Source organism: Amycolatopsis iheyensis, assembly GCF_024703995.1.
Taxonomy (GTDB): Bacteria; Actinomycetota; Actinomycetes; order Mycobacteriales; family Pseudonocardiaceae; genus Amycolatopsis; species Amycolatopsis iheyensis.
In genome coordinates this window covers 105,828-127,305 of record NZ_JAMXQV010000030.1, presented here as the reverse complement: position 1 = coordinate 127,305, position 21,478 = coordinate 105,828, and the positions used below count along the sequence as shown (strand labels likewise).

The 21,478-nt window shown below is 72.6% G+C and carries 19 protein-coding genes; 10 read left to right on the top strand and 9 right to left on the bottom strand.

Features of this window, described 5'->3' with window-relative positions; all coding sequences use genetic code 11:
* Positions 1-230 precede the first annotated feature (230 nt).
* On the top strand, positions 231-689 hold the full coding sequence (locus M8542_RS40885) for a peptidase inhibitor family I36 protein (protein ID WP_257925759.1): 459 nt from the start codon (positions 231-233) through the stop codon (positions 687-689).
* A gap of 225 nt (positions 690-914) precedes the next feature.
* Here the strand turns inward: M8542_RS40885 and M8542_RS40880 are convergent, their stop codons facing one another.
* A complete protein-coding gene (locus M8542_RS40880; protein ID WP_257925758.1) occupies positions 915-2,549 on the bottom strand; it encodes a peptidase M16 family protein in 1,635 nt (544 codons plus the stop codon).
* Between the two features lie 3 nt (positions 2,550-2,552).
* The gene (locus M8542_RS40875; protein ID WP_257925757.1) at positions 2,553-3,500 is read right to left on the bottom strand and encodes a tetratricopeptide repeat protein; all 948 of its coding nucleotides are present in this window, start codon (positions 3,498-3,500) and stop codon (positions 2,553-2,555) included.
* A gap of 228 nt (positions 3,501-3,728) precedes the next feature.
* On the opposite strand from M8542_RS40875, the gene M8542_RS40870 reads away from it, so the two are divergent.
* Positions 3,729-5,531, top strand: coding sequence for a GH25 family lysozyme (locus tag M8542_RS40870; protein ID WP_257925756.1), 1,803 nt, complete (start codon positions 3,729-3,731; stop codon positions 5,529-5,531).
* A gap of 55 nt (positions 5,532-5,586) precedes the next feature.
* On the opposite strand, the gene M8542_RS40865 is transcribed toward M8542_RS40870, so the two are convergent.
* A complete protein-coding gene (locus M8542_RS40865) occupies positions 5,587-5,748 on the bottom strand; it encodes a hypothetical protein (protein WP_257925755.1) in 162 nt (53 codons plus the stop codon).
* A gap of 212 nt (positions 5,749-5,960) precedes the next feature.
* Between M8542_RS40865 and M8542_RS40860 the strand changes: the two genes are divergently transcribed.
* Together M8542_RS40860 and M8542_RS40855 are read left to right on the top strand one after the other, a co-directional pair.
* Positions 5,961-9,095 carry a LamG-like jellyroll fold domain-containing protein gene (locus M8542_RS40860; protein WP_257925754.1) on the top strand — a complete coding sequence of 1,045 codons (3,135 nt, stop codon included), beginning with the start codon at positions 5,961-5,963 and terminating at the stop codon, positions 9,093-9,095.
* A gap of 164 nt (positions 9,096-9,259) precedes the next feature.
* Positions 9,260-10,093 (top strand): SCO6745 family protein, encoded by an 834-nt coding sequence (locus M8542_RS40855; protein ID WP_257925753.1) that lies wholly within the window; start codon positions 9,260-9,262, stop codon positions 10,091-10,093.
* A gap of 7 nt (positions 10,094-10,100) precedes the next feature.
* On the opposite strand, the gene M8542_RS40850 is transcribed toward M8542_RS40855, so the two are convergent.
* Positions 10,101-10,748, bottom strand: coding sequence for a transglycosylase SLT domain-containing protein (locus M8542_RS40850; protein ID WP_257925752.1), 648 nt, complete (start codon positions 10,746-10,748; stop codon positions 10,101-10,103).
* 119 nt (positions 10,749-10,867) lie between these two features.
* Positions 10,868-11,320: a DUF1707 SHOCT-like domain-containing protein gene (locus M8542_RS40845; RefSeq protein WP_257925751.1), complete on the bottom strand. Its 453-nt coding sequence runs from the start codon at positions 11,318-11,320 to the stop codon at positions 10,868-10,870.
* A gap of 150 nt (positions 11,321-11,470) precedes the next feature.
* Here M8542_RS40845 and M8542_RS40840 point away from each other — a divergent pair, with 150 nt between their 5' ends.
* The 5 genes from M8542_RS40840 (at position 11,471) to M8542_RS40820 (ending at position 17,714) form a co-directional block, all read left to right on the top strand.
* A complete protein-coding gene (locus M8542_RS40840; RefSeq protein WP_257925750.1) occupies positions 11,471-12,166 on the top strand; it encodes a response regulator transcription factor in 696 nt (231 codons plus the stop codon).
* Positions 12,163-13,536: a sensor histidine kinase gene (locus M8542_RS40835; RefSeq protein ID WP_257925749.1), complete on the top strand. Its 1,374-nt coding sequence runs from the start codon at positions 12,163-12,165 to the stop codon at positions 13,534-13,536. Before M8542_RS40840 ends, M8542_RS40835 begins: the two co-directional genes overlap by 4 nt.
* A 56-nt stretch (positions 13,537-13,592) precedes the next feature.
* Positions 13,593-14,237 carry a DUF998 domain-containing protein gene (locus M8542_RS40830; RefSeq protein WP_257925748.1) on the top strand — a complete coding sequence of 215 codons (645 nt, stop codon included), beginning with the start codon at positions 13,593-13,595 and terminating at the stop codon, positions 14,235-14,237.
* A 521-nt stretch (positions 14,238-14,758) separates the two neighbouring features.
* Complete coding sequence (locus tag M8542_RS40825; RefSeq protein WP_257925747.1) at positions 14,759-16,741, top strand: glycosyltransferase; 1,983 nt, start codon at positions 14,759-14,761, stop codon at positions 16,739-16,741.
* Positions 16,742-16,817: 76 nt separating this feature from the next.
* Positions 16,818-17,714: an undecaprenyl-diphosphate phosphatase gene (locus tag M8542_RS40820; RefSeq protein ID WP_257925746.1), complete on the top strand. Its 897-nt coding sequence runs from the start codon at positions 16,818-16,820 to the stop codon at positions 17,712-17,714.
* A 100-nt stretch (positions 17,715-17,814) separates the two neighbouring features.
* Here the strand turns inward: M8542_RS40820 and M8542_RS40815 are convergent, their stop codons facing one another.
* Together M8542_RS40815 and M8542_RS40810 are read right to left on the bottom strand one after the other, a co-directional pair.
* Positions 17,815-18,159 (bottom strand): hypothetical protein, encoded by a 345-nt coding sequence (locus M8542_RS40815; protein ID WP_257925745.1) that lies wholly within the window; start codon positions 18,157-18,159, stop codon positions 17,815-17,817.
* On the bottom strand, positions 18,156-18,299 hold the full coding sequence (locus M8542_RS40810; protein ID WP_257925744.1) for a hypothetical protein: 144 nt from the start codon (positions 18,297-18,299) through the stop codon (positions 18,156-18,158). The genes M8542_RS40815 and M8542_RS40810 overlap by 4 nt, the downstream gene beginning before the upstream one ends.
* A gap of 222 nt (positions 18,300-18,521) precedes the next feature.
* Between M8542_RS40810 and M8542_RS40805 the strand changes: the two genes are divergently transcribed.
* Positions 18,522-19,958 carry an NsdA family TPR-like regulatory protein gene (locus M8542_RS40805; RefSeq protein ID WP_257925743.1) on the top strand — a complete coding sequence of 479 codons (1,437 nt, stop codon included), beginning with the start codon at positions 18,522-18,524 and terminating at the stop codon, positions 19,956-19,958.
* 16 nt (positions 19,959-19,974) lie between these two features.
* On the opposite strand, the gene M8542_RS40800 is transcribed toward M8542_RS40805, so the two are convergent.
* Both M8542_RS40800 and M8542_RS40795 read right to left on the bottom strand, forming a co-directional pair.
* Entirely contained in the window at positions 19,975-20,598 is a 624-nt protein-coding gene (locus M8542_RS40800) for a nitroreductase family protein (RefSeq protein ID WP_257925742.1), read from the bottom strand.
* Positions 20,599-20,645: 47 nt separating this feature from the next.
* Positions 20,646-21,446 (bottom strand): hypothetical protein, encoded by an 801-nt coding sequence (locus tag M8542_RS40795; RefSeq protein ID WP_257925741.1) that lies wholly within the window; start codon positions 21,444-21,446, stop codon positions 20,646-20,648.
* Positions 21,447-21,478: the final 32 nt, after the last annotated feature.

The following is a 21,478-nucleotide window of genomic DNA, read 5'->3' as shown; positions in this document are numbered from 1 at the left end:
GCCCGTGACGTGGTGGGCGTCGCGACCAGTCCGACGGACAGGCCCGCCGCTCGGCGTCGGCACCGTGCCGGAGCCGGGTTTCGAAGCCGAGGTCGCGGCCCCGAACAGCAGCTGCGAATCGGCCGTTTGAGTGGTCGCGCAGTCGGCGGCTGAACGGCCCGGCACGCCGAGCGTGTCCGGATGGTCGATCGGGCGGCTGGGACGCCGCCGGTCCGAAGGGAGGAAGCAGGATGCGTTCATCGATCGGCAAGTCCGGTGGTGTCGCGGCAACGGTGCGCGTGGCCAGGCGGGTGGCAGTCGTCGGCGCCGTGCTCGGGTTGGCGGTCCCCCTGGCCGGCACCGCCCACGCGACCGGTGCGCGGGACGGCCATTGCGACAAGGGGGAGTTCTGCTTGTTCTACTACCCCACGGGCGTGTCCGGCGGGGCGGTTTCCGACTTCGCCGTCGGCGACATTCCGAATCTCGGTCCGACCCAGCCGACGTGCTACGAGTTCCGCGGCGGCGGAACCGGCAGTGGCCTGTGCGTCTGGCGCAACGCCAGGTCCGCGCAAAACCTCACCGGCCACAACGTCCGGGTGTTCACCAACGTCGACTTCAAGAGCACCTCGGACCTGTTCACCGCCAACGGGCGGCAAGGAGATCTTTACCAGGCGAAATTCCTCGATGAGTCCATCAAGTTCGTGACGTGACACAGAAGCGCAAACCCTGATTGCCTCTCCGGTTTCTCGACCGCGGCGCCGGGCACGAGTGCCGAACACTGTTCAGGCACCCGCGACGCGGCGCCGACCGGCGAACTGACCGTGTCGTAGTTCGCTGTCGCACAAGCGTAACCGCGCGGGCAGTCTTTCGATGAGCCGCGGCTTTTCGCAGGCGCCGCCGGCTCGTCCGGACGCGCTGACCGCGAGACCGAATCCTCACATCCGCCGGCGTCGCACGCCCGTGAAGACGAACAGCCCGGCGAGCAGCCACAGGAACCCCGCCCCGACCCAGCCCCCGGCTTCGGGTGGCTCCATCGCCATGCCCGCCGTGGCCAGCAGCGCGATCACGCCGAACACCGCCGCGACGACGAAAAGGGGCCGGGACGCACGTTTCCCCGCTGTTGCCGACGGCCGGGGCGCCGGAGCCGGCGTGGCCCGTGCCGGCTGCGGGAGCGTCCGATGTGGACCGATCGCCGCGTCGATCGCCGCCGTCACCACCGGGGTCACGCCGGTGAACAGGGTCGGGTCGACCTGGACCGCGCGGGCGTCCGCGCCGATCAGGCGGCGGCCGCCGTCGGGCCAGGCGAGCATCGCCACGCAGTCGGCGAAACGCACCGTCGACGCCCCTTCCGGCGTGTGCAGGCTGCAGCCCTCGGCGCCGACGACCAGGTGGCAGTCCGCCCGGTCGCGGGCGGCGAAGCGGGTTCCCGTGACCGCCGCGGGCGAGCAGGCCGGGACCGCCGTGTACCCGGCCCAGTCCGCGGACCGCCCGTGTGGCGCCTGCAGCAGCATCGCCCCGCACGCTTCGACGGCGACCGCGTGGACGTCCGCGACGCCGAGCGCGCGCAGTTCGGCGATCCGATCCTCGGGGTTCGGCAGGGAAACCCCGGAGAGCAGCGCGACCGCGTGCGCGGGCAGCCGCGCCGCGACCGCGTCCGCGCCATAGAGCGCCGACTCCGCCTGCGCGCGGACCGATTCGACGTCACGGGCGTCGATCCGGCCCACCTTGAACTGGGCCAGGACGTCGACGACACCGCCGAGCACCGCGGCATCCTTGTCCGGCAGGGCGTCGGCGAGCCCGACGATCTCCGCGAGGCCGTCGCCACGATCCCGGTACGACGTCGTCACCTCGTACGAGTAGCCGCCCTCCTGCCGCAGCGCGCGGAACAGCTCCCGCTCGAGCACCTTCGCGAAGACCTGGGCCGCGGGTCCCCGGCGCACCACCGTGCTGAAGGCGACACCGCCCACACCATGGGAGAAGTAGGCGGGACCGGAGCCCAGGACCACGGGCCGAGGGGGCACCGGACGGCGCACGCCGGCCGGGAGTGGCAGCCGCAACCCGGCCGGGACGCGCTCCCCCGCCACCCAGAGCGCCGCGTTGTCGCGGGTGAACCAGGTGCGGGCCCACCCGCCGACCTCGGCGGGGCCGAGCCGGGGAACACCGAGCTCGGGGAAGTCCGGCAGGCCGTAGCCCTGTGCCCCGTAGCGGTGACGGGCCAGCTGCCCGGCGCCGCGCCGGGACTCCTCGGTACGCAGGATCGACTTCTCGGTCTCCAGCCGGTCCAACGGCAGGTCGTTCAGCGACGCGCAGACACCGGCGAGGAACGCGACGACCTCCGCCTCCGAACCGGTCGTTTCGAAGAACGTGTGGTCCGCGCCCGTCGCACCGCCGAAGTGGTGCTCGCCGACGCCGAACCGGTGCAGCGCGAGGTGTTCGACCAGGTGCGTGACGCCTGCCGTCGCGAGCGTCTCGTCCGCCTGGCCGACCCGGAAGACCAGGCCGGCGGTCAGCGGGCCGGATCTCTTGGCGGTCACGGCGGGAACGCCGTCGACCTCGAAGGTGGACAGCACGGTTCAGCCTTTCGCGAGGGCGCGGTCGCGGTGCCGCGCGTGCGCGGCGACCGGGTCGGGGAAGTAGTGCCACGGACCTTCACTGGCGCGCCCGCCGAGCACGCGGAAGTGCACGGCGGCGCGCGGCAGGTCGCCGATCAGGCTGAACGCCATCGCGAACGTGCTGTGCGCGACGACCCAGCCGAACCGCGACCGGTAGGCGGGGTGCAGCACCGACGTCGCCGCGGCGGCGGCGATCTCTTCGCGGATTCCGGGCCCGCGCAGGAAGTCACCGCCCGCCTCGGGGCCGAGCTCGAGCCAGCGCTCCAGGTACAGCTCCGGAACCAGGACGCCCTGGGGGTCGCCGGGCCGCGCCGCCGCCGTGCATTCGCGGACGAAGGCGTGCGCCGCGTCCCAGGAGCCGCCCCACTTGGGACTGAGCTGCTGGAGCAGGTTCCGCTGCGCGGCCAGGAAACCGGGGTGGTGCGCGGCCAGCCGGTCATACCGGCGCCGGGCCTCGCTCTGGCCGAGCCCGAGCCCGCGCGCGGTGATGAGCCGCAGCCACCAGGCCACCGCGTTCGCGGGTTCGCGGGCGGTGACGTCGATCAGGAGGTGCTCGGCCTGCCGCAGCCACTCGTGCATCCCGGCGAACTGGTCGCGGCTGACCCCGGCGGCCGGGCCGGTGCCCCGGATGGTCCACCCCCGCTGGACGTACTGGGCAGCGAGCAGCACCCGGGCCGGCTCCGCGCGGGGCTCCCGCTCGACCACGGCGCGCAGCATCGGCTCGGCGGCCGGCACCGACATCGTGGTCGTGACACCGAAACTGCGCTCGTCCGGCGACGTGAACCGGGCGAAAAACCCCGAAACGGTCGGCCAATCGCCCGCTTCCGCGGCGGACCGCAGGACACCGGCCTCCGGAAAGGCGGCCGCCGGGTCGAAAACCGGCGCCGGCGCAGTACCGGTCGAAGACATGGGAATTCCTTTACCAAAAGGGAAGGAGAGCTCCAAATGCTACTTCGCCGATCAAGGCGGCCACCGGGAGGGGTACCCGGCCGGCCACCGCGGCGGCTTTCCGCAAACGGCGCGCCTGCCAAGTGAGAAATTGCCCAACGAGACGTTTCCCGCGATCGCGGACTCGGGTCTTTTCGGCCGGGAAACCGTCGGTTACAGTCCCGGCTGGATCGAACCGGGGAGGACTTCATGGTGGTACGCGCTCTTGTCGTGGTGCCCGCGTTGCTGGCGGGAATGCTGTTGAGCACCACCCACGCCCGAGCGAGCACCACGCCGGCTCACCCCGAATCCGATTTCATGGGTTCGATGGTGCACCGCGTCGAAGGCCACGGCGCGGCCCGTGGCGTCGCCCGCGCGACCGCCTCGGCCACGGCCGGCAACGCGCCGGGCATGGACGTCAGCCACTGGCAGAACTCGGTGGACTGGACCACAGCCGTCCACAACGGCGCGACCTTCGCCTACCTGAAGGCCACCGAGGGAACAACCTACGTCGATCCGCAGTTCGCCGCCGGCTACGCCGGTTCGGCGGCCGCCGGCCTGATGCGTGGCGCCTACCACTTCGCGCTGCCCGACACCTCCTCCGGCGTCGCGCAGGCCACCTACTTCCTCGGCCAGGGCGGCGGCTGGGTCGGTGACGGGCACACGCTGCCGCCGGTGCTGGACATCGAGTACAACCCGTACGGCACCGCCGACTGGGCCGGCTGGTGCTACGGCCTGACCCCGGCGCAGCTGACCGCGTGGATCACCGACTTCACCACCACCGTGCACGACCGCACGAACCGCTGGCCGGCGATCTACACGACCAACGGCTGGTGGGCCAACTGCACCGGCGGGGCCGCCGGAACCGCCGTGAACAGTCCACTGTGGATCGCCCACAACGGCACCGACCCCGGCACCATCCCCGGCGGCTGGACCACGTACACCTTCTGGCAGTACGCCGACTCCGGCGTCTTCCCCGGTGACCAGGACTACTTCAACGGCACGGCCGACCAGGTCCGGGCGGCCGCGCTGGGCAGCGGTCCGGACAAGATCGCCGAGCACTACGCCGCACTGGGTGGCGCCGCGTCCTACCTGGGCGCCCCGGTCGGCGCCGAGACCCCGGTCGCCGGCGGCTGGGAGCAGAAGTACACCGGCGGTGTCATCGACTACGCGCCGAACACCGGCGCGTGGGCGGTCCACGGCGACCTCTTGACCGCCTACCAGCGCCTCGGCGGGCCCGGCGGGGCGCTCGGGTTCCCGGTCGGCGACGAGACGGGCACGCCGGACGGCGTCGGCCGCTACAACGACTTCGCCGCCGGCTCGATCTACACGTCGCCGGGCACCGGAGCGCACAGCGTGCAAGGCGAAATCCGGCAGAAGTGGCGGGCACTCGGCGCGGAAAAGGGCCTGGGCTACCCGACCACCGACGAGACCGCGACTCCTGACGGCACGGCTCGGTACAACCACTTCAGCGCGGCCGCGTCGATCTACTGGACCCCGGCCACGGGTGCGCACAACGTCCAGGGCGAGATCCGCAAGAAGTGGGCGGCCCTCGGCTGGGAACGCGGCCTCGGGTACCCCACCACCGACGAAACGAGCACGCCCGACGGCGTCGCCCGCTACAACCACTTCACCGGCTCCGCCTCGGTCTACTACACGGTCGGCACCGGCGCCCACAGCGTCCAAGGCGAGATCCGCAAGAAGTGGGCGGCCCTCGGCTGGGAACGCGGCCTCGGCTACCCCACCACCGACGAAACGAGCACCCCCGACGGAGTGGGCCGCTACAACCACTTCACCAACTCCGCCTCGGTCTACTGGACCGCCGGCACGGGAGCGTGGTCGATCGGTGGGGCCATCCGGGACAAGTGGGCGTCGCTGGGCTGGGAACGCAGCGCGCTCGGCTACCCCACCAGCGACGAGTACGGCGTGCCCGGCGGCCGCCGGAACACCTTCCAGCACGGCGGAATCACCTACAACACCACCACCGGCACCACCCAGGTGACCTACAGCTGAGCCCCCACCAGCCCGAGCGGCCTTTCACGTCCGGGCACCGGCGGTCACAGGCCGTTCAGACCGTCGGTGCCCGGTCCTGGAAGCAGACGCGGCCGCCGTTCGGCAGCTCCACCCGTGCGTTGCCGTAGGTCCGCCAGACAGCTTTGGCGAACCCGTCCTGGGCGGCGGTCCCCGGACCCGCCACCGGCAGCGCCGTGGCCATCCGTACCAGTCGCATGTCTCCCCTTTTCCCGACGTGTCCGCCCAAGGGATCCGATCCGCCTTACCGGACGCTTTCCCTCCGCTGTCCGCACAGTCCGCAACTACGCACAGTTGCCCTGGCAGTTGGCCGTCGAGATACCGCCGTTCGGCGGTAGTGAGGGGTCTGAGTTGTCTGATTGTATCGCTTCAGAGCGTTTTACAACGTTGTAAAAATGAAGGGTCTCGCCGATGAGAAGAGCCGCTGCCGTCCTCCTCGCCCTGCTGGTGGGGCTGGGCGTGGCGTCGGGAACGCCGCCCGCAGGTGCCGCCGAGCCCGTGCACGGCCTGAAGGCCGAGTACTTCACGCCGTCGGCGCCGGGCGCGCACGACTTCGCGAACCTCGCCGGCACCGCGCTCGACGGGGAGGTCGACCACGCGGACCTGACCTCGGTCTTCGGGCTGGTCGCCGGGCGCACCGAGAACACGACCGCCCGGTGGACCGGGCAGCTCGCCGTGCCGCAGACCGGCGACTACACGTTCTACGCCATCGGCGACAACGGCTTCCGGCTGTTCCTCGACGGCGCGCCGGTGATCGACCACTGGGTCGGCGACTGGGACAAGGAGCAGACCAGCGCGCCGGTCACGCTGACCGCCGGCAAGCAGTACGACTTCAAACTGGAGATGTTCCAGGACACCGGCGGCGCGAACATGTTCCTGCGCTGGTCGAGCGCGGCCATCGCGAAGCAGATCGTGCCGCTGTCGGCGTTCACGCCACCGGCCGACTTCGCGGTCGTGCCGCGCACGGCGGACGTGGCCGAGGACGGGCGCACCCTCACGGCCGACTTCGACGGCCGGGTCTCGGGGGCGAGCGACCTGCAGGACCACCTGCGCATCGAGGTCGACGCCACGCCGATGCCGATCGCGTCCATCGCGACGTCCCGCACCCGGGCCACGATCCGGCTGGCCGAAGAAGTCCTGAAGGGCCAGCGGGTCACGATGTACTACGACGGCGCGGGTGCCCTCGCGGTGAACGGCACGAAGGTCGGCAAGGCCGGGCGCCTCGTCGCGAACGCGTCGACCGAACGCCTCCGGACGCCGTGGGGCGAGCACGTCGACACGCGCAACCCCTTGCCGGAGTACCCGCGACCCCAGCTCGAGCGCGACAAGTGGGTCAACCTCAACGGCCCGTGGGAGTTCTCGGCCGCCAAGGACGGCCAGCAGCCGACGTTCGGCAAGCGGCTGCCCGAGAAGGTGATCGTGCCTTACCCGATCGAGTCGCAGCTCTCCGGGCTCGAACGGCACGAGGACCACATGTTCTACCGCCGCACGGTCACCGTCCCCCGTGACTGGAAGATCGGCGGCGGCCAGCGGCTCAAGCTCAACTTCGGCGCGGTCGACTACCAGGCCAAGGTCTGGGTGAACGGCAAGCTCGTCGCGGAGCACACCGGCGGGTACACGGCGTTCAGCGCCGACATCACCGACGCGCTCAAGCGCGGGGGCGAGCAGGAGATCGTCGTCGCCGTCACCGACACGACCGGCCCGTACCAGCCCAAGGGCAAGCAGTCCCCCAACCCCGGCGGGATCTTCTACACGCCGTCGTCGGGCATCTGGCAGACCGTGTGGCTGGAGCCGGTGGCGGACAAGGGCATCGACGAGATCAAGACGACGCCCGACCTCACGACCAGCTCGCTGGCGCTCACCGTCAAGTCGGCGGGCAACGCCACCGTCACGGCGGTCGCCAAGGACGCGCGCGGCCGGCAGGTCGGCACGGTCAGCGGCCCGGCGAACTCCAACCTGAAGCTGGCGGTGCCGAACCCGCACCTGTGGACGCCGGACGACCCGTACCTGTACCAGCTGGAGATCAAGCTGGGCGGGGACAAGGTCAAGAGCTACTTCGGCATGCGGTCCACCGGCATCACGAACGTCAACGGTGTTCCCAAGCTGACGCTCAACGGCAAGCCGTTCTTCTCCTTGATGCAGCTGGACCAGGGCTTCTACCCGGACGGCCTGAACACCGCGCCGAGCGACGACGCCCTCGTCTTCGACCTGAAGGCGCAGAAGGACCTGGGCTTCAACGCGGTCCGCAAGCACATCAAGGTCGAGCCGGCCCGCTGGTACTACCACGCGGACCAGCTCGGGCTGCTGGTGTGGCAGGACTTCGTGTCCCTCGATGACGGCAACAACCCCGCGGCGCAGCAGGCGTGGCTCAGCCAGGGCCTGGAAGAGATGCACCAGCTGCAGAACTACCCGTCGGTCTACGCCTGGATCGTGTTCAACGAGGGCTGGGGCGAGTGGGATAAGGCCGCGACCGGCCGGATCACCGAGCAGGTCAAGGCCGCCGACCCGAGCCGGATCGTCAACGCCCACAGCGGGGTGAACTGCTGTGCTTCGAAGGGCGACTCGGGCGCGGGTGACGTCATCGACCACCACGACTACAACAACACCGACCCGGCGCACTCGGACGGCAAGCGCGTTGCGATGGACGGCGAGCACGGCGGCTTCACGCTGCGCACGCCGGGGCACCAGTGGCCGGGTGCGCCGATCGCGATCTACAGCGGTGTGCAGGACAAGGCGGCGCTGACGGCGAAGTACGTCGACAACACCCGCACGTTCTACCTCGGGCAGGCCAGGGCCGAGCTGTCGGCGTCGGTCTACACGCAGGTCACCGACCTGGAAGGCGAGCTGAACGGGCTCTGGACCTACGACCGCAAGCGGATCAAGGTCGACCCGGGTCCGGTCCGCGAGATCAACCGGCGCGTGATCGAGGCCGGCGCCAACGCGGGCAAGCCCTACCCGTACGCGGGCAAGGGGGCGTGGCACCTCGACGAGCGCGGCGGAACGACCGCGAAGGACTCGAGCGGCGGCAACAACCCGCTGACGCTCACCCCGGCCGGGGCGGCCTTCAAGGACGGCGCGCTGCAGTTCTCCGGCGGCTCCGCCGACACCTACGGCCCGGTCGTCGACACGACCGGCGACTACACGGTGTCCGCGAAGGTGCGGCTCGACGAGCTTCCCGGCAACTACGCGACCGCGGTGAGCCAGGACGGCCGGGCGCAGGAGAGCCCGTTCTACCTGCAGTACGGCCAGGGCGCGTTCGCGTTCAGCACCCCTGGCGGCAACCGGGCCCGGTACGAGGTCGTGCCGGAGATCGGCCGCTGGTACGAGCTGACCGGGGTGCGGGCCGGCAACGAGATCCGGCTGTACGTCGACGGCGTGAAGGTCGCGACGGCACCGGCCGGGCCGGCCCTCGCCGGCACCGGCGCGTTCACGGTCGGGCGGGCCAAGTACAACGGCCAGAACGTCGACTTCTGGCGCGGCGCGGTCGACGACGTCGCCGTGGCCGGCAAGGCGCTGACGGACGAGGAGGTCGCCCGGCTCTCCTGATGCCCCCGCACCGGCCCTGACCTGGAAGTGAAGCCCCGTTCCTCCCCGGAGGAACGGGGCTTCGAAACTTTCCGAAGCACGGATGTCGAATCCGGGGCCGGCGGTTCGTAGCCAGGGTGAGCGGCCGCCACGAGGGCACCGCGCCGGAACACGCAGGAGACGAGATGTCGCACCCCGAACCCGTTGCCCGCCGCATGTACGACCTGGTCGAGCCCCTCGGTCTCGTCCCCTACTTCGCCGACGAGTCCGACGAGGCCCTCATGGCGCTGGGCCTGCGGCACCCGTGGGACGCCTACTTCGCCGGCCGGGCCGCGCCGCTCGGCCGCGACGTGCCCGCCGACGTCGTCCACGCGATCTTCTACAACTTCGCCCCCGGTGAGGTGGCCCGGCACATCCCGCGCATCTGGGAGCTGACCACGCCCGAAGCGGCGCTGGCGGCTCGCGAGCGGGGCTGTGTCGCCGGGATCCGGCGGATCCTCGGCGAGCTCGCCGACGCCCCGGGTGTCGCGCGGGCCGCCGACCTGCTGCTGCGTGCGGCGACCAGCGCTCGCGTGGAAGGACGTCCCCTCTACGCCGCCCTGCGCGCGGTGCCGGTGCCGGAGGAGCCCGTGGCCCGGCTGTGGCACGCGGCGACCCTGCTGCGTGAGCACCGCGGCGACGGCCACATCGCCGCCTTGCTGGCCGAGGGCATCGGCGGCACGGAGGCCCACGTGCTCCACGCCCTGTCCATCGGCATGCCCGCCCACGAGTTCGGCCGCGTCCACCACCTGCCCGCCGCACAGCTGGCCGCGGTCGTCGACGGCATGCGCGCCCGGGGACTCATCGAGACAGACGGCTGGCTCACCCCCGCCGGCCGGGCGACGAAGGAGCGGGTCGAGGCGCTGACCGACCGGCTCGCGGAGGCGCCGTACGACGCGCTCGGCCCCGAGGAGCTGGACCGCCTCGTGGCCGACCTCGAACCGATCGCGGCGGCCTTTCGGGCGGTGTTCCCCTTCTAGCCGGCGGTCAGTTCTTGACCGCGGCGCCGGCCTTCGCCCAGTTCGCGCGCAGCTTGTCCAAGTAGGACTGGGCCTGCGTGCCCGGCGCGGTCCCCCGGGCGAAGGCCTTCATGTTGCCCGGCCCGGCGTTGTAGCCCAGTGCCAGCAGCTCGTCGGTCGTGTACTTGCCGGCGTGCTTCGCGGGCAGCTGCTTGGCCAGGTCGTGCAGGTACCAGGCCTCGGCCTGGATGGCCAGGTCCGGGTCGTCCGGCAGCTCCTGCCAGTTCCGGCCCGCGAACGGCCGCCCGCGCCGGGTTTGCTCGAACGTCGCGCGGTGCATGTTCGCCACGCCGAACGCCGCGTCCGGCTTGAGCTTCTGCCACGAGCGCTCGAGCTCCGGGTCGTGGGGCTTGTAGTCCTCGTTGTAGAGGATGGCCAGCACGAGCTGCGCGTCGACACCGGCCTCCCGCGACCGCGCGACGACCTGGGGCGCGAACTTCGCCGGGTCGGGGTTCGTCCCGGCGGACGCGGCCGGCTGGGTGGAGCTCGGCGCGGGTGGCGTGGCCGACGGCGCCTCCCCGGTGGAAGGCGCAGCACACGCGGACACCAGCGCCGCGACGACACAGCCCAGCACCAACCCGCGGCACACCCGCACAGCACTACCTCCCGGAGACATGGGGCCCAGGATACGAGTGCCACTTCCGGCGGTGCAGCAGGATGCACGGCGCCGGCACGCACACCCGTGCGCGGCCGGGCACTGGACCCCCGGCGGCGGCTCAGGCGGTGGGAAGACCGTCAGCCGTGGCCGTGGTCGATCGCGCCCAGCTCGTGGCCTTCGAACCCGTCCGCCCCGAAGCCGTGCACGGCACCCGCGATGATCGCCGCCGTGAGCGCCAGTCCGATGAGGACGGTCAGGAGCACCAGCAGCCGGCGGCGGCCCGGCCTCGGCTCGGGTACCCGGCCGCGCAGGACCGCGACGTCGGCCGCCAGCGCGGCGCCCGCCGCGGCCAGGATCTGGCGCCACCCCTGGGGCGCGCTCGGCTCCGGCGCGGGCAGATCGGCGGTCAGCGCGGCCAGTTCGTGCCGGAAGCGGACCTGCTCGAGCCGGCCGAGGCGATCTTCGACCTCGTCCATCGTCAGCCGGCCTTCGCCGGCCGCGGCGTAGAGAGCGGCCCGGATCTGCTCACGTTCCGCATCCGAGCAACGGATCCCTTCGGGCACCGTGGTACCCGGCGCGTTCTCGCTCATCGTTTCCTCTTTCGCTCCGGAAGCACTTCTTCCGAGGCTAACCGCGGAAATCGGCGGCGAACGTTAATCTTCGATGAGAGTTCGGCTCCCGCGCGCGAACCTCAACTACAGTTACCGTGTGTCATCGCGAACCGAACGGAGGGACGCCGGGTGCACCTGGTGATCGTCGACGACGAAACCGCCGTGCAGGACTCGCTGTCACGCACCCTGCGGTTCGAGGGCTACACCGTCTCCATCGCCGGCGACGGCGCCGCCGGGCTCGCGGTGATCCGCGACGAGCACCCCGACGGCGTGCTGCTCGACGTCACCATGCCGGTGCTCGGCGGCCTCGAGGTGTGCCGGGTGCTGCGCGCGGAAGGCAACACCGTGCCGGTGCTCATGCTGACCGCGCGCACCGCCGTCACCGACCGGGTGGCCGGGCTCGACGCGGGAGCCGACGACTACCTGGTCAAGCCGTTCGCGTTGCAGGAGCTGCTGGCCCGGGTCCGCGCGCTGCTGCGGCGCACCGAGTACAACGTCCCGCCGGCACCACCCGCCCCCGCGGCGCTGCGGTTCGCCGACGTGGCCCTCGACCCCGCGACCCGCGAAGTGTTCCGCGGCGACCGCGCCCTGCACCTGACCCGCACCGAGTTCGCGATGCTCGAGACGTTCCTGCGCCACCCCCGCATCGTGCTGACCCGCACCGCGATGTTCGACCACGTGTGGGGCTACGACTTCGGATCCGCTTCCAACGGCCTCGACGTCTACGTCAGCTACCTGCGCCGCAAGCTGGAAGCCGACGGCGAGCCGCGGTTGCTGCACACCGTGCGGGGCGTCGGGTACGTGCTGCGCGAGGACCCTCTGTGAAACGGCCCCGCTGGAAGAAGCTGTCCCTGCGGGCACGGCTCGGCGTCCTGGTGGCCACCGCGGTCGCGCTCGCCGTGGTGACCGTCTCGGCGATCTCGTGGGGCATCACCCGGGCCGACCTCTACGACCAGTTCGACGCCCGGCTGCAGTCCTACGCGCAGCTCGCCGCGAAAGCCTCCTCGCCGGAGGACGCCCTGTCGACCCTGCGCTCCACCAAGCCCGGGCCCGACCGGAACAACGGCCTCACCGTCCAGTTCCGCTCGGCCGCCGGCGCCGTCACGACCGCGGGCGCGATCCCGGAGCTGCCGCCCCCGCCGCCGGAGGCGCCGTTCTCGACCAGCCGGGCGTCCAACGTCCACCGCGACGGGGACCGGTTCCGCATGTGGTCGGCCGCGCGGCCCGACGGAGGCACGGTCCAGGTCGCCCAGGACTCCGAAGACGTCGAGGACAGCTTGGGCCGGCTGGGCTTCTGGCTGCTCGTGGTGTCCGCCGCCGGGGTGCTCGGCGCGACGGTGGTCGGCCGGGCGATCGCCCGCTCGGCGCTCCAGCCGGTCGACAACCTCACTTCGGCGGCCGAGAACGTCGCCCGGACCCAGGAGCTGTCGGCGGCGATCGACGTCACCGCGTCGGGCGAGATCGGCCGGCTCGCGACGTCGTTCAACGCGATGCTCGGCGCGCTGAGCCGCTCGCGCGACGAGCAGCGACGGCTGGTCGAAGACGCCGGGCACGAGCTACGGACGCCGTTGACGAGCCTGCGCAACAACATCGAGCTGCTGATCCACGCCGACGCCAACCCCGAGCGGCAGCTGTCGGCCGACGACCGGTCCCGGTTGCTGGCCGACCTCGACACCCAGGCCGTCGAGCTGACGGCGCTGATCGGCGAGCTGGTCGACCTGTCCACCGGCGAACGGCCGAGCGAAGCCGAAGAGCCCGTCGCGCTGGCCGACGTCGTCACCGCGGCGGTCGAACGCACCCGGTCGCGGTGGCCGAACGTCACCTTCGACGCCGAACTGGCCGGCGGCGAGGTGCTCGCACGCCCGGCGGCCCTCGAGCGGGCGGTGCTGAACGTGCTCGACAACGCGGCGAAGTGGTCGCCGGCCGGTGGCCGGGTGCGGGTGGGCATGGCGCTCGAGGACAGGACGGTCCGGGTCCGCGTCGACGACGAAGGCCCGGGCATCCCCGAGGCGGACCTGCCGCACGTGTTCGAGCGGTTCTACCGCGCCGACGCGGCCCGTGCGCTGCCCGGATCGGGGCTCGGGCTGGCGATCGTCGACCAGGTCGTCAGCCAGCACGGCGGGCACGCGTCGGCCGCCCGGGCCGACGGCGGCGGCGCCCGGTTCGACCTCGTCCTGCCGCTGATCGCTTCTTAAGGAAACTCAGCGCGATCTTCATCGAACTCTCATGGACGGGCGAGAACGTCTGAGGGGTGACTCCACGGACCGCGCGCTTCGCGACGCTCACGCTGGTCATGGCGGCCGTCGCGCAGGCGATCATCGCCGGGCTGAGCTTCGGGCTGGCCGGCCACGTCAGTCCCTGGCGCGACCCGGTGAGCGACTACGCCTGGCACCGCGGCGGCCGGCTGTTGTTCACCGTCGCCATCCTCCTGCTGCTCGTCGCCGCGGCCGCGCTGGCGGTCGCCGCCCAGCTCGCCGCCCTGCCGCACGGTCCGCTGGTGAGCACGCTGTTCCTGCTCTGGGCGGCGGGATTGGTCGTGGTGCTGTGCTTTCGCAGCAACTTCAGCGCCGCGGACCCGACGGTGTCCGGTGAGATTCACCGATTCGGCGGAGCGGTGCTGTTCGCCAGCCTGCCGCTCGCGGCGTGGACGTTGAGTGCCCGGCTGCGGGCCGAGCCCCGCTGGCGTGCTGCGGCCCCGGCCCTCCGGCGCGGCGCGATCGCCGGAGTGGTGACGGCGGCGGCGTTCGGTGCGGCGCAGGTGGTCGGCTGGCTTCCGGCCGGGTTGCTCGAACGCTTCGCGTTGTTGGCTGAGTTCTTGATCGTCGCGACGATGGCGCTCGCCTTGCGGCGGGCGGCTCGCGCTTCGCTGCTCGCCCCTTCGGAGGCCGCCCGATGACCGCGCTCGCCATCGTGGCACTCGCCCCCGCGACGGGCCGACCGCGGCCCGCCCTCTCGGCGGCCGTCCAATGACCGCCATCGCACGCGCGCCGCTCACCCCGCGCTCCACGGTCCGCCCCTTCGAAGGCCGCCCGATGACCGCCATCGCCATCGTGCCGCTCGCCTTGCGGCGGGCCGCCCGCGCCCCACGGCTCACCCCCTCGGAGGCCACCCGATGACCGCCATCGCCATCGCGGCGCCCGCCCCGCGACCGGCCGCCCACACCCCACAGTCCACCCCACCGGAATCCACCCGCACCGTCGCGACCGCGCCGCTCCCCCCACGACCAGCCGCCCACCAACCACAGCCCACCCCACCGGAATCCACCCGCACCGTCGCGACCGCGCCGCTCCCCCCACGACCAGCCGCCCACCAACCACAGCCCACCCCACCGGAATCCACCCGCACCGTCGCGACCGCGCCACCCGCCCCACGACCAGCCGCCCACCAACCACAGCCCACCCCACCGAAGGCCACCCCATGACCCCCATCGCCGTCGTGTGCGCGCTGCTCGCCGCCGTGTTGTTCGCCGTGGCCGCGACCCGGCAGCACGCCGAAGTCACCGACCTCGCCGTCCAAGGAACGCGCGGCGTGCTTGCCCTAGCCCGGTTGCTGCGCTCCCCCGGCTGGTGGGCCGGGACCGCGCTGGCCGTCGGCGGGAGTCTGCTGCACCTCGTCGCCCTCTCGCTGGCTCCGCTGCCCGTTGTCCAGCCGCTGGGTGTGTTCAGCCTGGTCCTGACCGTCCTCTTCGGACGGCGAGCCCGCGGTCGCCGGGTGGTGACCGCGGTCGCGCTCGTGGTCGCCGGTGTGGCCGGGTTCGTGGTGTTCGCCGCTTCCGCCGCACCGGCCGCCGCGATCGGCGCGGGGACCGCCGAAGGGGTTGCCGTCGCCGGGTTCGTGGTCGCGGGGCTCGCCTGGTTCGCCCGGGCCGGGTGTGCCGCCCTCGCCGCGGCGTCGGCCGTCCTCTTCGGACTCGGCTCGTCGGTTGTGCACGCCGCCGCGTCGCAGCCGTTGCCCAGCGCGGTCCTGCTCGGCGGCCAAGCCCTCCTGCTGCTCGGCGCCGGTGGCGTGCTCCTGCACCGGGCCTATGCCGCCGGTCCGACGGCCGTCGTCGTCGGCACGACCACCGTGCTCGATCCCCTCACCGCCGTCGCCGTTGCCGCCCTGGCCTACGGCGAAGTCCCCCAGCCCGCCGCCGCGCTCGCCGCGGTCGTCGCGCTCGCCGGCGTGCGCGTGCTCGCCGGTGCCGTTTCGCACACCCACCCGCAATCCGAGGAGAACCCCGTGCACCCGACCGGTCTTCGCGTCCTGATCGGCGCCGACACGTTCCCGCCCGACATCAACGGTGCCGCGTTCTTCGCCGCACGCCTGGCCCGGGGACTCGCCGGCCGCGGCCACGACGTCCACGTCGTCTGCCCCTCCGACACCGGCCCCGCCCGCACCGAACAGCACGACGGCTACACGATCCACCGCCTCCGCTCACGCGCGATCCCGTTCCACGGCGACTACCGGTTCTGCACCCCCGGCGGCGCGCGGGCGGCGCTCGACGAGGTCCTGGACCGGGTCCGCCCCGAGGTCGTCCACGTCCAAGCCCACTTCGGCGTCGGCCGTGCGCTGCTCGAAACCGCCGCCCGGCGCGACATCCCGGGCATGGCCACCAACCACTTCATGCCGGACAACCTGCTCGGCTACACCCCGTTCCCCCGCCGCGTGAAGGCCGCGCTCGCCCGCTGGGCCTGGCGGGACCTGGTCCGCGTCTACCGCGACGCCCGGATCGTCACCACGCCGACCCCGCGCGCGGCCGAAGTCCTCGCCGGGATCGGGCTCGGCCGGCCGGCCCAGGTCATCTCGTGCGGCATCGACCTCGCCCACTACGCCGGTCCGGCCCGCCCCGCCGACCGGCCGGTGTCGGTCCTGTTCGTCGGGCGCCTCGACGCGGAGAAGAACGTCGACCAGCTGTTGCGCTCCCTCACCCCGCTGCCGCACGTCCGCGCGGACCTCGTCGGCGACGGCACCCGCCGCCAGGACCTCGAAGACCTCGCCGCCGAGCTGGGGATCGCCGGCCGGGTGGCCTTCCACGGGTTCGTCTCCGACGCCGACCTCGTGCGCCGGTACGCGGAGGCCGACGTCTTCTGCATGCCGGGCACCGCCGAGCTGCAGAGTCTCGCGACCATGGAGGCCATGGCCGCGGGCCTCCCGGTCGTCGCCGCCGACGCGCTCGCGCTGCCGCACCTGGTCCACCACGGCGAAAACGGCTACCTGTTCGCACCGGGCGCGGTCACCACGATCTCGCGGTGGATCGCCGAGCTGGCCGCGGACCCGGACGCGCGGGCGCGCATGGGTGAGGCGTCGCGGGCCATCGTCGCCGGCCACGACCTCGCCGGCGCGTTGGCCGCTTTCGAGGCGCAGTACCGGATTCTGCTCGGGCTGCCCACGCCCGCCGCCGTCGGCCAGGCCGCCTAGCCCGTCCCCCGGCCCGGGTCAGCACCCGGGCCGGGGATCAACATCCACAGCACCGTAGAGACACCGGGAAGGCGTCATGCTGGACTACTTCGAAGCCATCGTCGTGGGGGCCTTCCAAGGCGTCACCGAGCTGTTCCCGGTGTCCAGCCTGGGGCACTCCGTGCTGCTCCCGGCGGTCGTCGGCGGGAAGTGGGCGCGGGACCTCAGCGTGTCGACGCCCGAATCGCCCTACCTGGCGTTCATCGTCGGCCTGCACGTGGCGACCGCCGCCGCGCTGCTGCTGTTCTTCCGGCGCGACTGGGTGCGGATCACCGGCGGGTTCTTCAGCTCGATCCGCCACCGCCGGGTGCGGACGTCCGGCGAGCGGCTGGCCTGGCTGATCGTGCTCGCGACCATCCCGGTCGGGGTGAGCGGGCTGCTGCTGGAGCACCTGTTCCGCACCACGCTCGGCAAGCCGCTCCCGGCCGCGGCGTTCCTGATCGCCAACGGCGTCGTCCTCTACGGCGGGGAACTGTTGCGCCGCCGGGCGGTGACGGCCGTCGACGCGCCGGGCGCCGCGAGCGCCACCGACGTCGCCGCCGACGAACGGCTGTCGCGCATGTCCTTCGGCCGCGGCGTCCTCATCGGCAGCGCCCAGGTGCTCGCGCTACTGCCCGGCATCAGCCGGTCCGGGGTGACGATGGTCGCCGGGTTGCTGCGCGGGCTGTCGCACGAGGACGCCGCCCGCTTCTCCTTCCTGCTCGCGACCCCGGTGATCCTCGCCGCCGGCGTGCTCAAGATCCCCGACCTGTTCGGGCCGCTCGGCGCCGGCATCCACGGCCAGGTCCTGGTCGGCAGCCTCGCCTCGTTCGTCAGCGCCTACCTGGCCGTCCGGTTCCTCACCCGCTACTTCCACACCCGGACGCTGACGCCGTTCGCGCTCTACTGCGTGCTCGCGGGGGCGGGTGCGCTGGCCGTCCTCACCCTCCGCTGATAGGACAGCGGTGTGGAACGCCGGGCGGGCCGGCGGTAGCGGTCGATGCGCTCGCTGGAGGAGGACGCTGTCGCGGTCGGGCTCGGCGTCGAGGTCTTCGTCATCTCGCGGGCCACGAGGCCGGCTTCGTCGTCGACGCTGCGGGCCGCGGACCTCGTCTCGCCGCACTGACTCCCGCGTCGCGGCGCGGCGGTGACAGGGCGAGCAGGGCGGCGATCACCGACAGCGTGTCGCCGTCCCGGCGCCACACCGGCTCCTCGACCGGATCGGTCCGCGTGCGCGCCGCCGAGGCCTCGTGCTCGCCGTGGATCTCGATCCGGTCGGCGAACCCCGGCCAGCCGTAGGTGCCGACGATGATCGCCAGCTCGCCGTGTTCGTCGGCGATGTGCTGGAACCGGAACCCGCGGGTCATGAGCGCGTGCAGCGCCTCCTCGAGGGCACTCACCGGCGGTCCCGCTCGTCCGCGGCCCGCCGGGCGGGTGGGCCCGCCGGTTCGGCCGCGCGGGCGCGCGTGGTCCGCGCCGACCGGACGCCGTCGGGCGGTGTCTCGCGGGGGCGGGTGTTTTCGACCCAGCGCACGGTCATGACCGCCGCCCCGGGTGGGTACCAGCGGTGTCGCGAAGCACGGATCCTCCACTTGGCTCGGTGCGGCGGACCAGCATTCCCGATCGACGCGGCCGGCGGGATTCCCGCCGGGTGGGAGTTTTCCCCGGAATTTCCGGGTGCTGTGGCGAAAGGCGGTGATGCGCTACGGTGACCGACCGTCGGCGGTGGGGTGCATCCCTTATTCGGTCTCGGAGCGGCGTCATGGGAACCAGCAGGTCGAAACCCGGGAGCAAGCCCGAGCGGGAGCGGCTGCGTCACGAGCTGCTCGCCGCCGGCTGCGGCCCGGCCCGGATCGCGGCCGAGATGTCCGGCCGCTGGCAGTTCAACCCGCGCCAGGCCTGGCGCTACACCCACGGTCTGTCCCAGACGGCGGTCGCGGCGCGCTGCAACGACCTGCTCGGCGACGGCCGGGCGCCGATGACCGGCAAGCGGATCAGCGAATACGAGGCGTGGCCGCAGCGGGGCATCCGCCCCACCGTGCACGTCCTCGCCCTGCTCGCCCGGGTTTACGGGACCGTGCCCAGCGCCTTGGTCGGCGACGACGAGCGGCCGCTGCTGCCCGAGTCCGAGCGGCTCGTGCTCGACCAGCTGCCGCCGGCCGAACAGGACACCGCTCCCCCGCCGCCGGAACCCGGACGGCTCAGCCCCGCCGCGGTCCGCGCCGCCGCCCACGCGTCCGGCGCGCACGCCGAGCTCGCCGAAGTGACCGAGGTCGGCGCGATCACGCTCGAGCAGCTGGACCACGACGTCGTCGAGCTCGCGCGCGCCGCCATCCGCACCCCGCCCGCCGAGGTCTTCGGCGAGCTCGTCCGCGTGCGCGACCGCGTCTTCCGGCTGCTGGGGCGGCGCGCCCACCCGGCCCAGCAGTCGCACCTGTACCTGCTCGCCGGCCAGACGTGCGGGCTGCTGGCGAACGCCAGCATGGAGCTGGGCTGTTACAGCGCCGCCGCCGAACAGTCGCGCGCCGCCTGGGTCTACGCCGAGATCATCGGCCACAGTGGACTCAAGGCGTGGCTGCGCGGCACCCAGGCGCTCATCGCGTTCTGGTCCGGGAACCCGCGGGAGGCGGCGGACCTGGCGCGAGCCGGTCGCGAACACCTCAAGCACGGCACCGGGTTCGTGCGGCTGTGCAACATCGAAAGCCGGGCCTGGGCCCACCTCGGCGACGTCCGCGAGACCCGGAACGTGATCGGCCTGGGACACCACGCGCGCGAGCACACCACCGAGCTCGACGAGCTGCACGACGTCGTCGGCGGCGAGTTCGGGTTCGACGAGGCACGGCAGTTCTTCTGCAACGCCGGCGCCTGGGTCCAGGTGGGCCGGCCGGTGCTGGCGATCGACGCCGCCGAACGCGCGCTCCGCCTGTACGCGACGGACGCCGAGCGCACCCGCCGCTACGGCGGTGAAGCGTCCACCCGGCTGGAGATGACCGACGGGTACCTGGCCATGCGGGAGCTGGACGCCGCCGACGCCGCGCTCGACCCGGTGATCAGCACGTCCGACACCGCCGGCGTCGCCCACCTGGCCACGCGCCTGTCCGACATGTGCGCGACGCTGGACAGCCCGCCCTACCGCAACTCCCGCGAAGCCCGGGAGCTGGCCGAACGGATCCGCGCCCACCCGGCGACCGGGCTTTAGCGGGAAGTCCAGGTCCCTACCCTGCGGCCTCGCCGTTTCCCCAGGTGTCGAAGTACGTGACGTCTTCCGCGGCCGGGCGCGCCGCCGCCCGGAAGTCGGGCTGGGTGGTGTACGCGACCGCCAGCAGGGTCACCGGCATGACGTCCTCGGGGATGCCGAGCACGGCCGCGACCTCCGCTTCGTGGTCGCGCAGGGGGTAGCCGCAGATCGAGCTGCCGAGGCCGCGGGCGCGCAACGCCAGCTGGAAGCTCCAGATCGCCGGGTAGGCGGAGCCGAAGTACGCGGACTGCCCGAACTCGTCGCCCGGCGGGCGGGTGAGCATGCACGGGATCGCCAGGACGGGCACGCGCGCGAGGTTGCGGACCAGGTGCTGGGTCGAGACCAGGGTGCGTTCCTCGATGAGGTGACCGAACCGCGCCCACGCCGCCTCGGCGGTTTCGCGGGTGTACTCGGCGATCTTGCTCTTCAAGCCGGCGTCGCGGACGAGGAGCCACCGGAGCTGCCCGGCCATGTTGCCCGCGACCGGCGCCTGCTGGGCGACGCGGACGCAGTCGGCGAGGACGGCTCCGGGCACTTCGCGCTCGAGGTCGAGCTTGCGGCGGACCGATCGGGTGGTGGTGAGCACGGTTTCGGCGTCCATGCCCCCACCGTACGGATTTTCTCACCGCGGCCGAGCGGCTGATCGCGTCAGGACGAGCCGAGGACGCGCCGGGCCGCGGCCAGCTGGGTCCGCACCGCCGTGGCCAGCCGGTCGAAGCGGGCCGCGTCCTGGCGGATCCGGGCTTCTTGCACCGCCGCGTCGACGTCGTGCCAGGTTTCGACCAGGTGGACCTCGGCCTTGCAGCGGACGTCCGCGAGGGCCGTTTCCTTTTCCGCGTCCGGGATCAGGGCCGAGTCGAGGTTCCAGCGCCGGTCCGAGATCGCCGCGGGCGGGTCTTGGTAGCTGTAGCCCTGCTCCGCCATGCACGCCCGCCACGCCGCGAAGGCCGCGCCGACCCGAGGGTCCGCCTGCGCGGTCCGCAAGGAGCGGAAGTCCGCGTCGGTGAGGAAACCGTCGTCGACCTTCGTCAGCGTCGTTTCGGCCTGGTCCGTGCAGTGTGCCAGGGTCGCCTGCTGGGCGTCGGTGAGACCGGCCGACCAGCGGAGGCGTTCGGTCTGCCCGTCCTTTTCGGCTTGGGTACGGGGAAAGTGGTATCCGTAGCCGGTGGCGGACGCTTCGTCGATCACGCCGTAGCGGCGCAGGTTCGGGGAGCGGTCGAGGACGCCGGGCGCCGCGTCCTGCGCCGGCAGTTCGACGACGCCGTGCAGGCAGGCCCGGACCAGCGTGGTGCGGGCCCGCGTGATTTCCGACTGCTGCGCGAAGTCCGGCCGGTAGCGGTCGAACGGCAACGCGAGCCGCTCGGCGGGCAGCGGGGGCGCGACCGGTTCGGTCCCGCACGCGCTCAGCGTGAGCAGGACCAGGGCGGCGGCCAGGACCTTCTTGAACACACGACCTCCAGGAGACGCCGGTGGTGCCCGGC

Coding starts and splice junctions, on each gene's coding strand:
- M8542_RS40805 (WP_257925743.1), top strand. CDS start 18,522: ATGGGAACCAGCAGGTCGAAACCCGGGAGCAAGCCCGAGCGGGAGCGG.
- M8542_RS40860 (WP_257925754.1), top strand. CDS start 5,961: ATGAGAAGAGCCGCTGCCGTCCTCCTCGCCCTGCTGGTGGGGCTGGGC.
- M8542_RS40885 (WP_257925759.1), top strand. CDS start 231: ATGCGTTCATCGATCGGCAAGTCCGGTGGTGTCGCGGCAACGGTGCGC.
- M8542_RS40810 (WP_257925744.1), bottom strand. CDS start 18,299: ATGACCGTGCGCTGGGTCGAAAACACCCGCCCCCGCGAGACACCGCCC.
- M8542_RS40865 (WP_257925755.1), bottom strand. CDS start 5,748: ATGCGACTGGTACGGATGGCCACGGCGCTGCCGGTGGCGGGTCCGGGG.
- M8542_RS40870 (WP_257925756.1), top strand. CDS start 3,729: ATGGTGGTACGCGCTCTTGTCGTGGTGCCCGCGTTGCTGGCGGGAATG.
- M8542_RS40845 (WP_257925751.1), bottom strand. CDS start 11,320: ATGAGCGAGAACGCGCCGGGTACCACGGTGCCCGAAGGGATCCGTTGC.
- M8542_RS40855 (WP_257925753.1), top strand. CDS start 9,260: ATGTCGCACCCCGAACCCGTTGCCCGCCGCATGTACGACCTGGTCGAG.
- M8542_RS40800 (WP_257925742.1), bottom strand. CDS start 20,598: ATGGACGCCGAAACCGTGCTCACCACCACCCGATCGGTCCGCCGCAAG.
- M8542_RS40850 (WP_257925752.1), bottom strand. CDS start 10,748: ATGTCTCCGGGAGGTAGTGCTGTGCGGGTGTGCCGCGGGTTGGTGCTG.
- M8542_RS40820 (WP_257925746.1), top strand. CDS start 16,818: ATGCTGGACTACTTCGAAGCCATCGTCGTGGGGGCCTTCCAAGGCGTC.
- M8542_RS40825 (WP_257925747.1), top strand. CDS start 14,759: ATGACCCCCATCGCCGTCGTGTGCGCGCTGCTCGCCGCCGTGTTGTTC.
- M8542_RS40875 (WP_257925757.1), bottom strand. CDS start 3,500: ATGTCTTCGACCGGTACTGCGCCGGCGCCGGTTTTCGACCCGGCGGCC.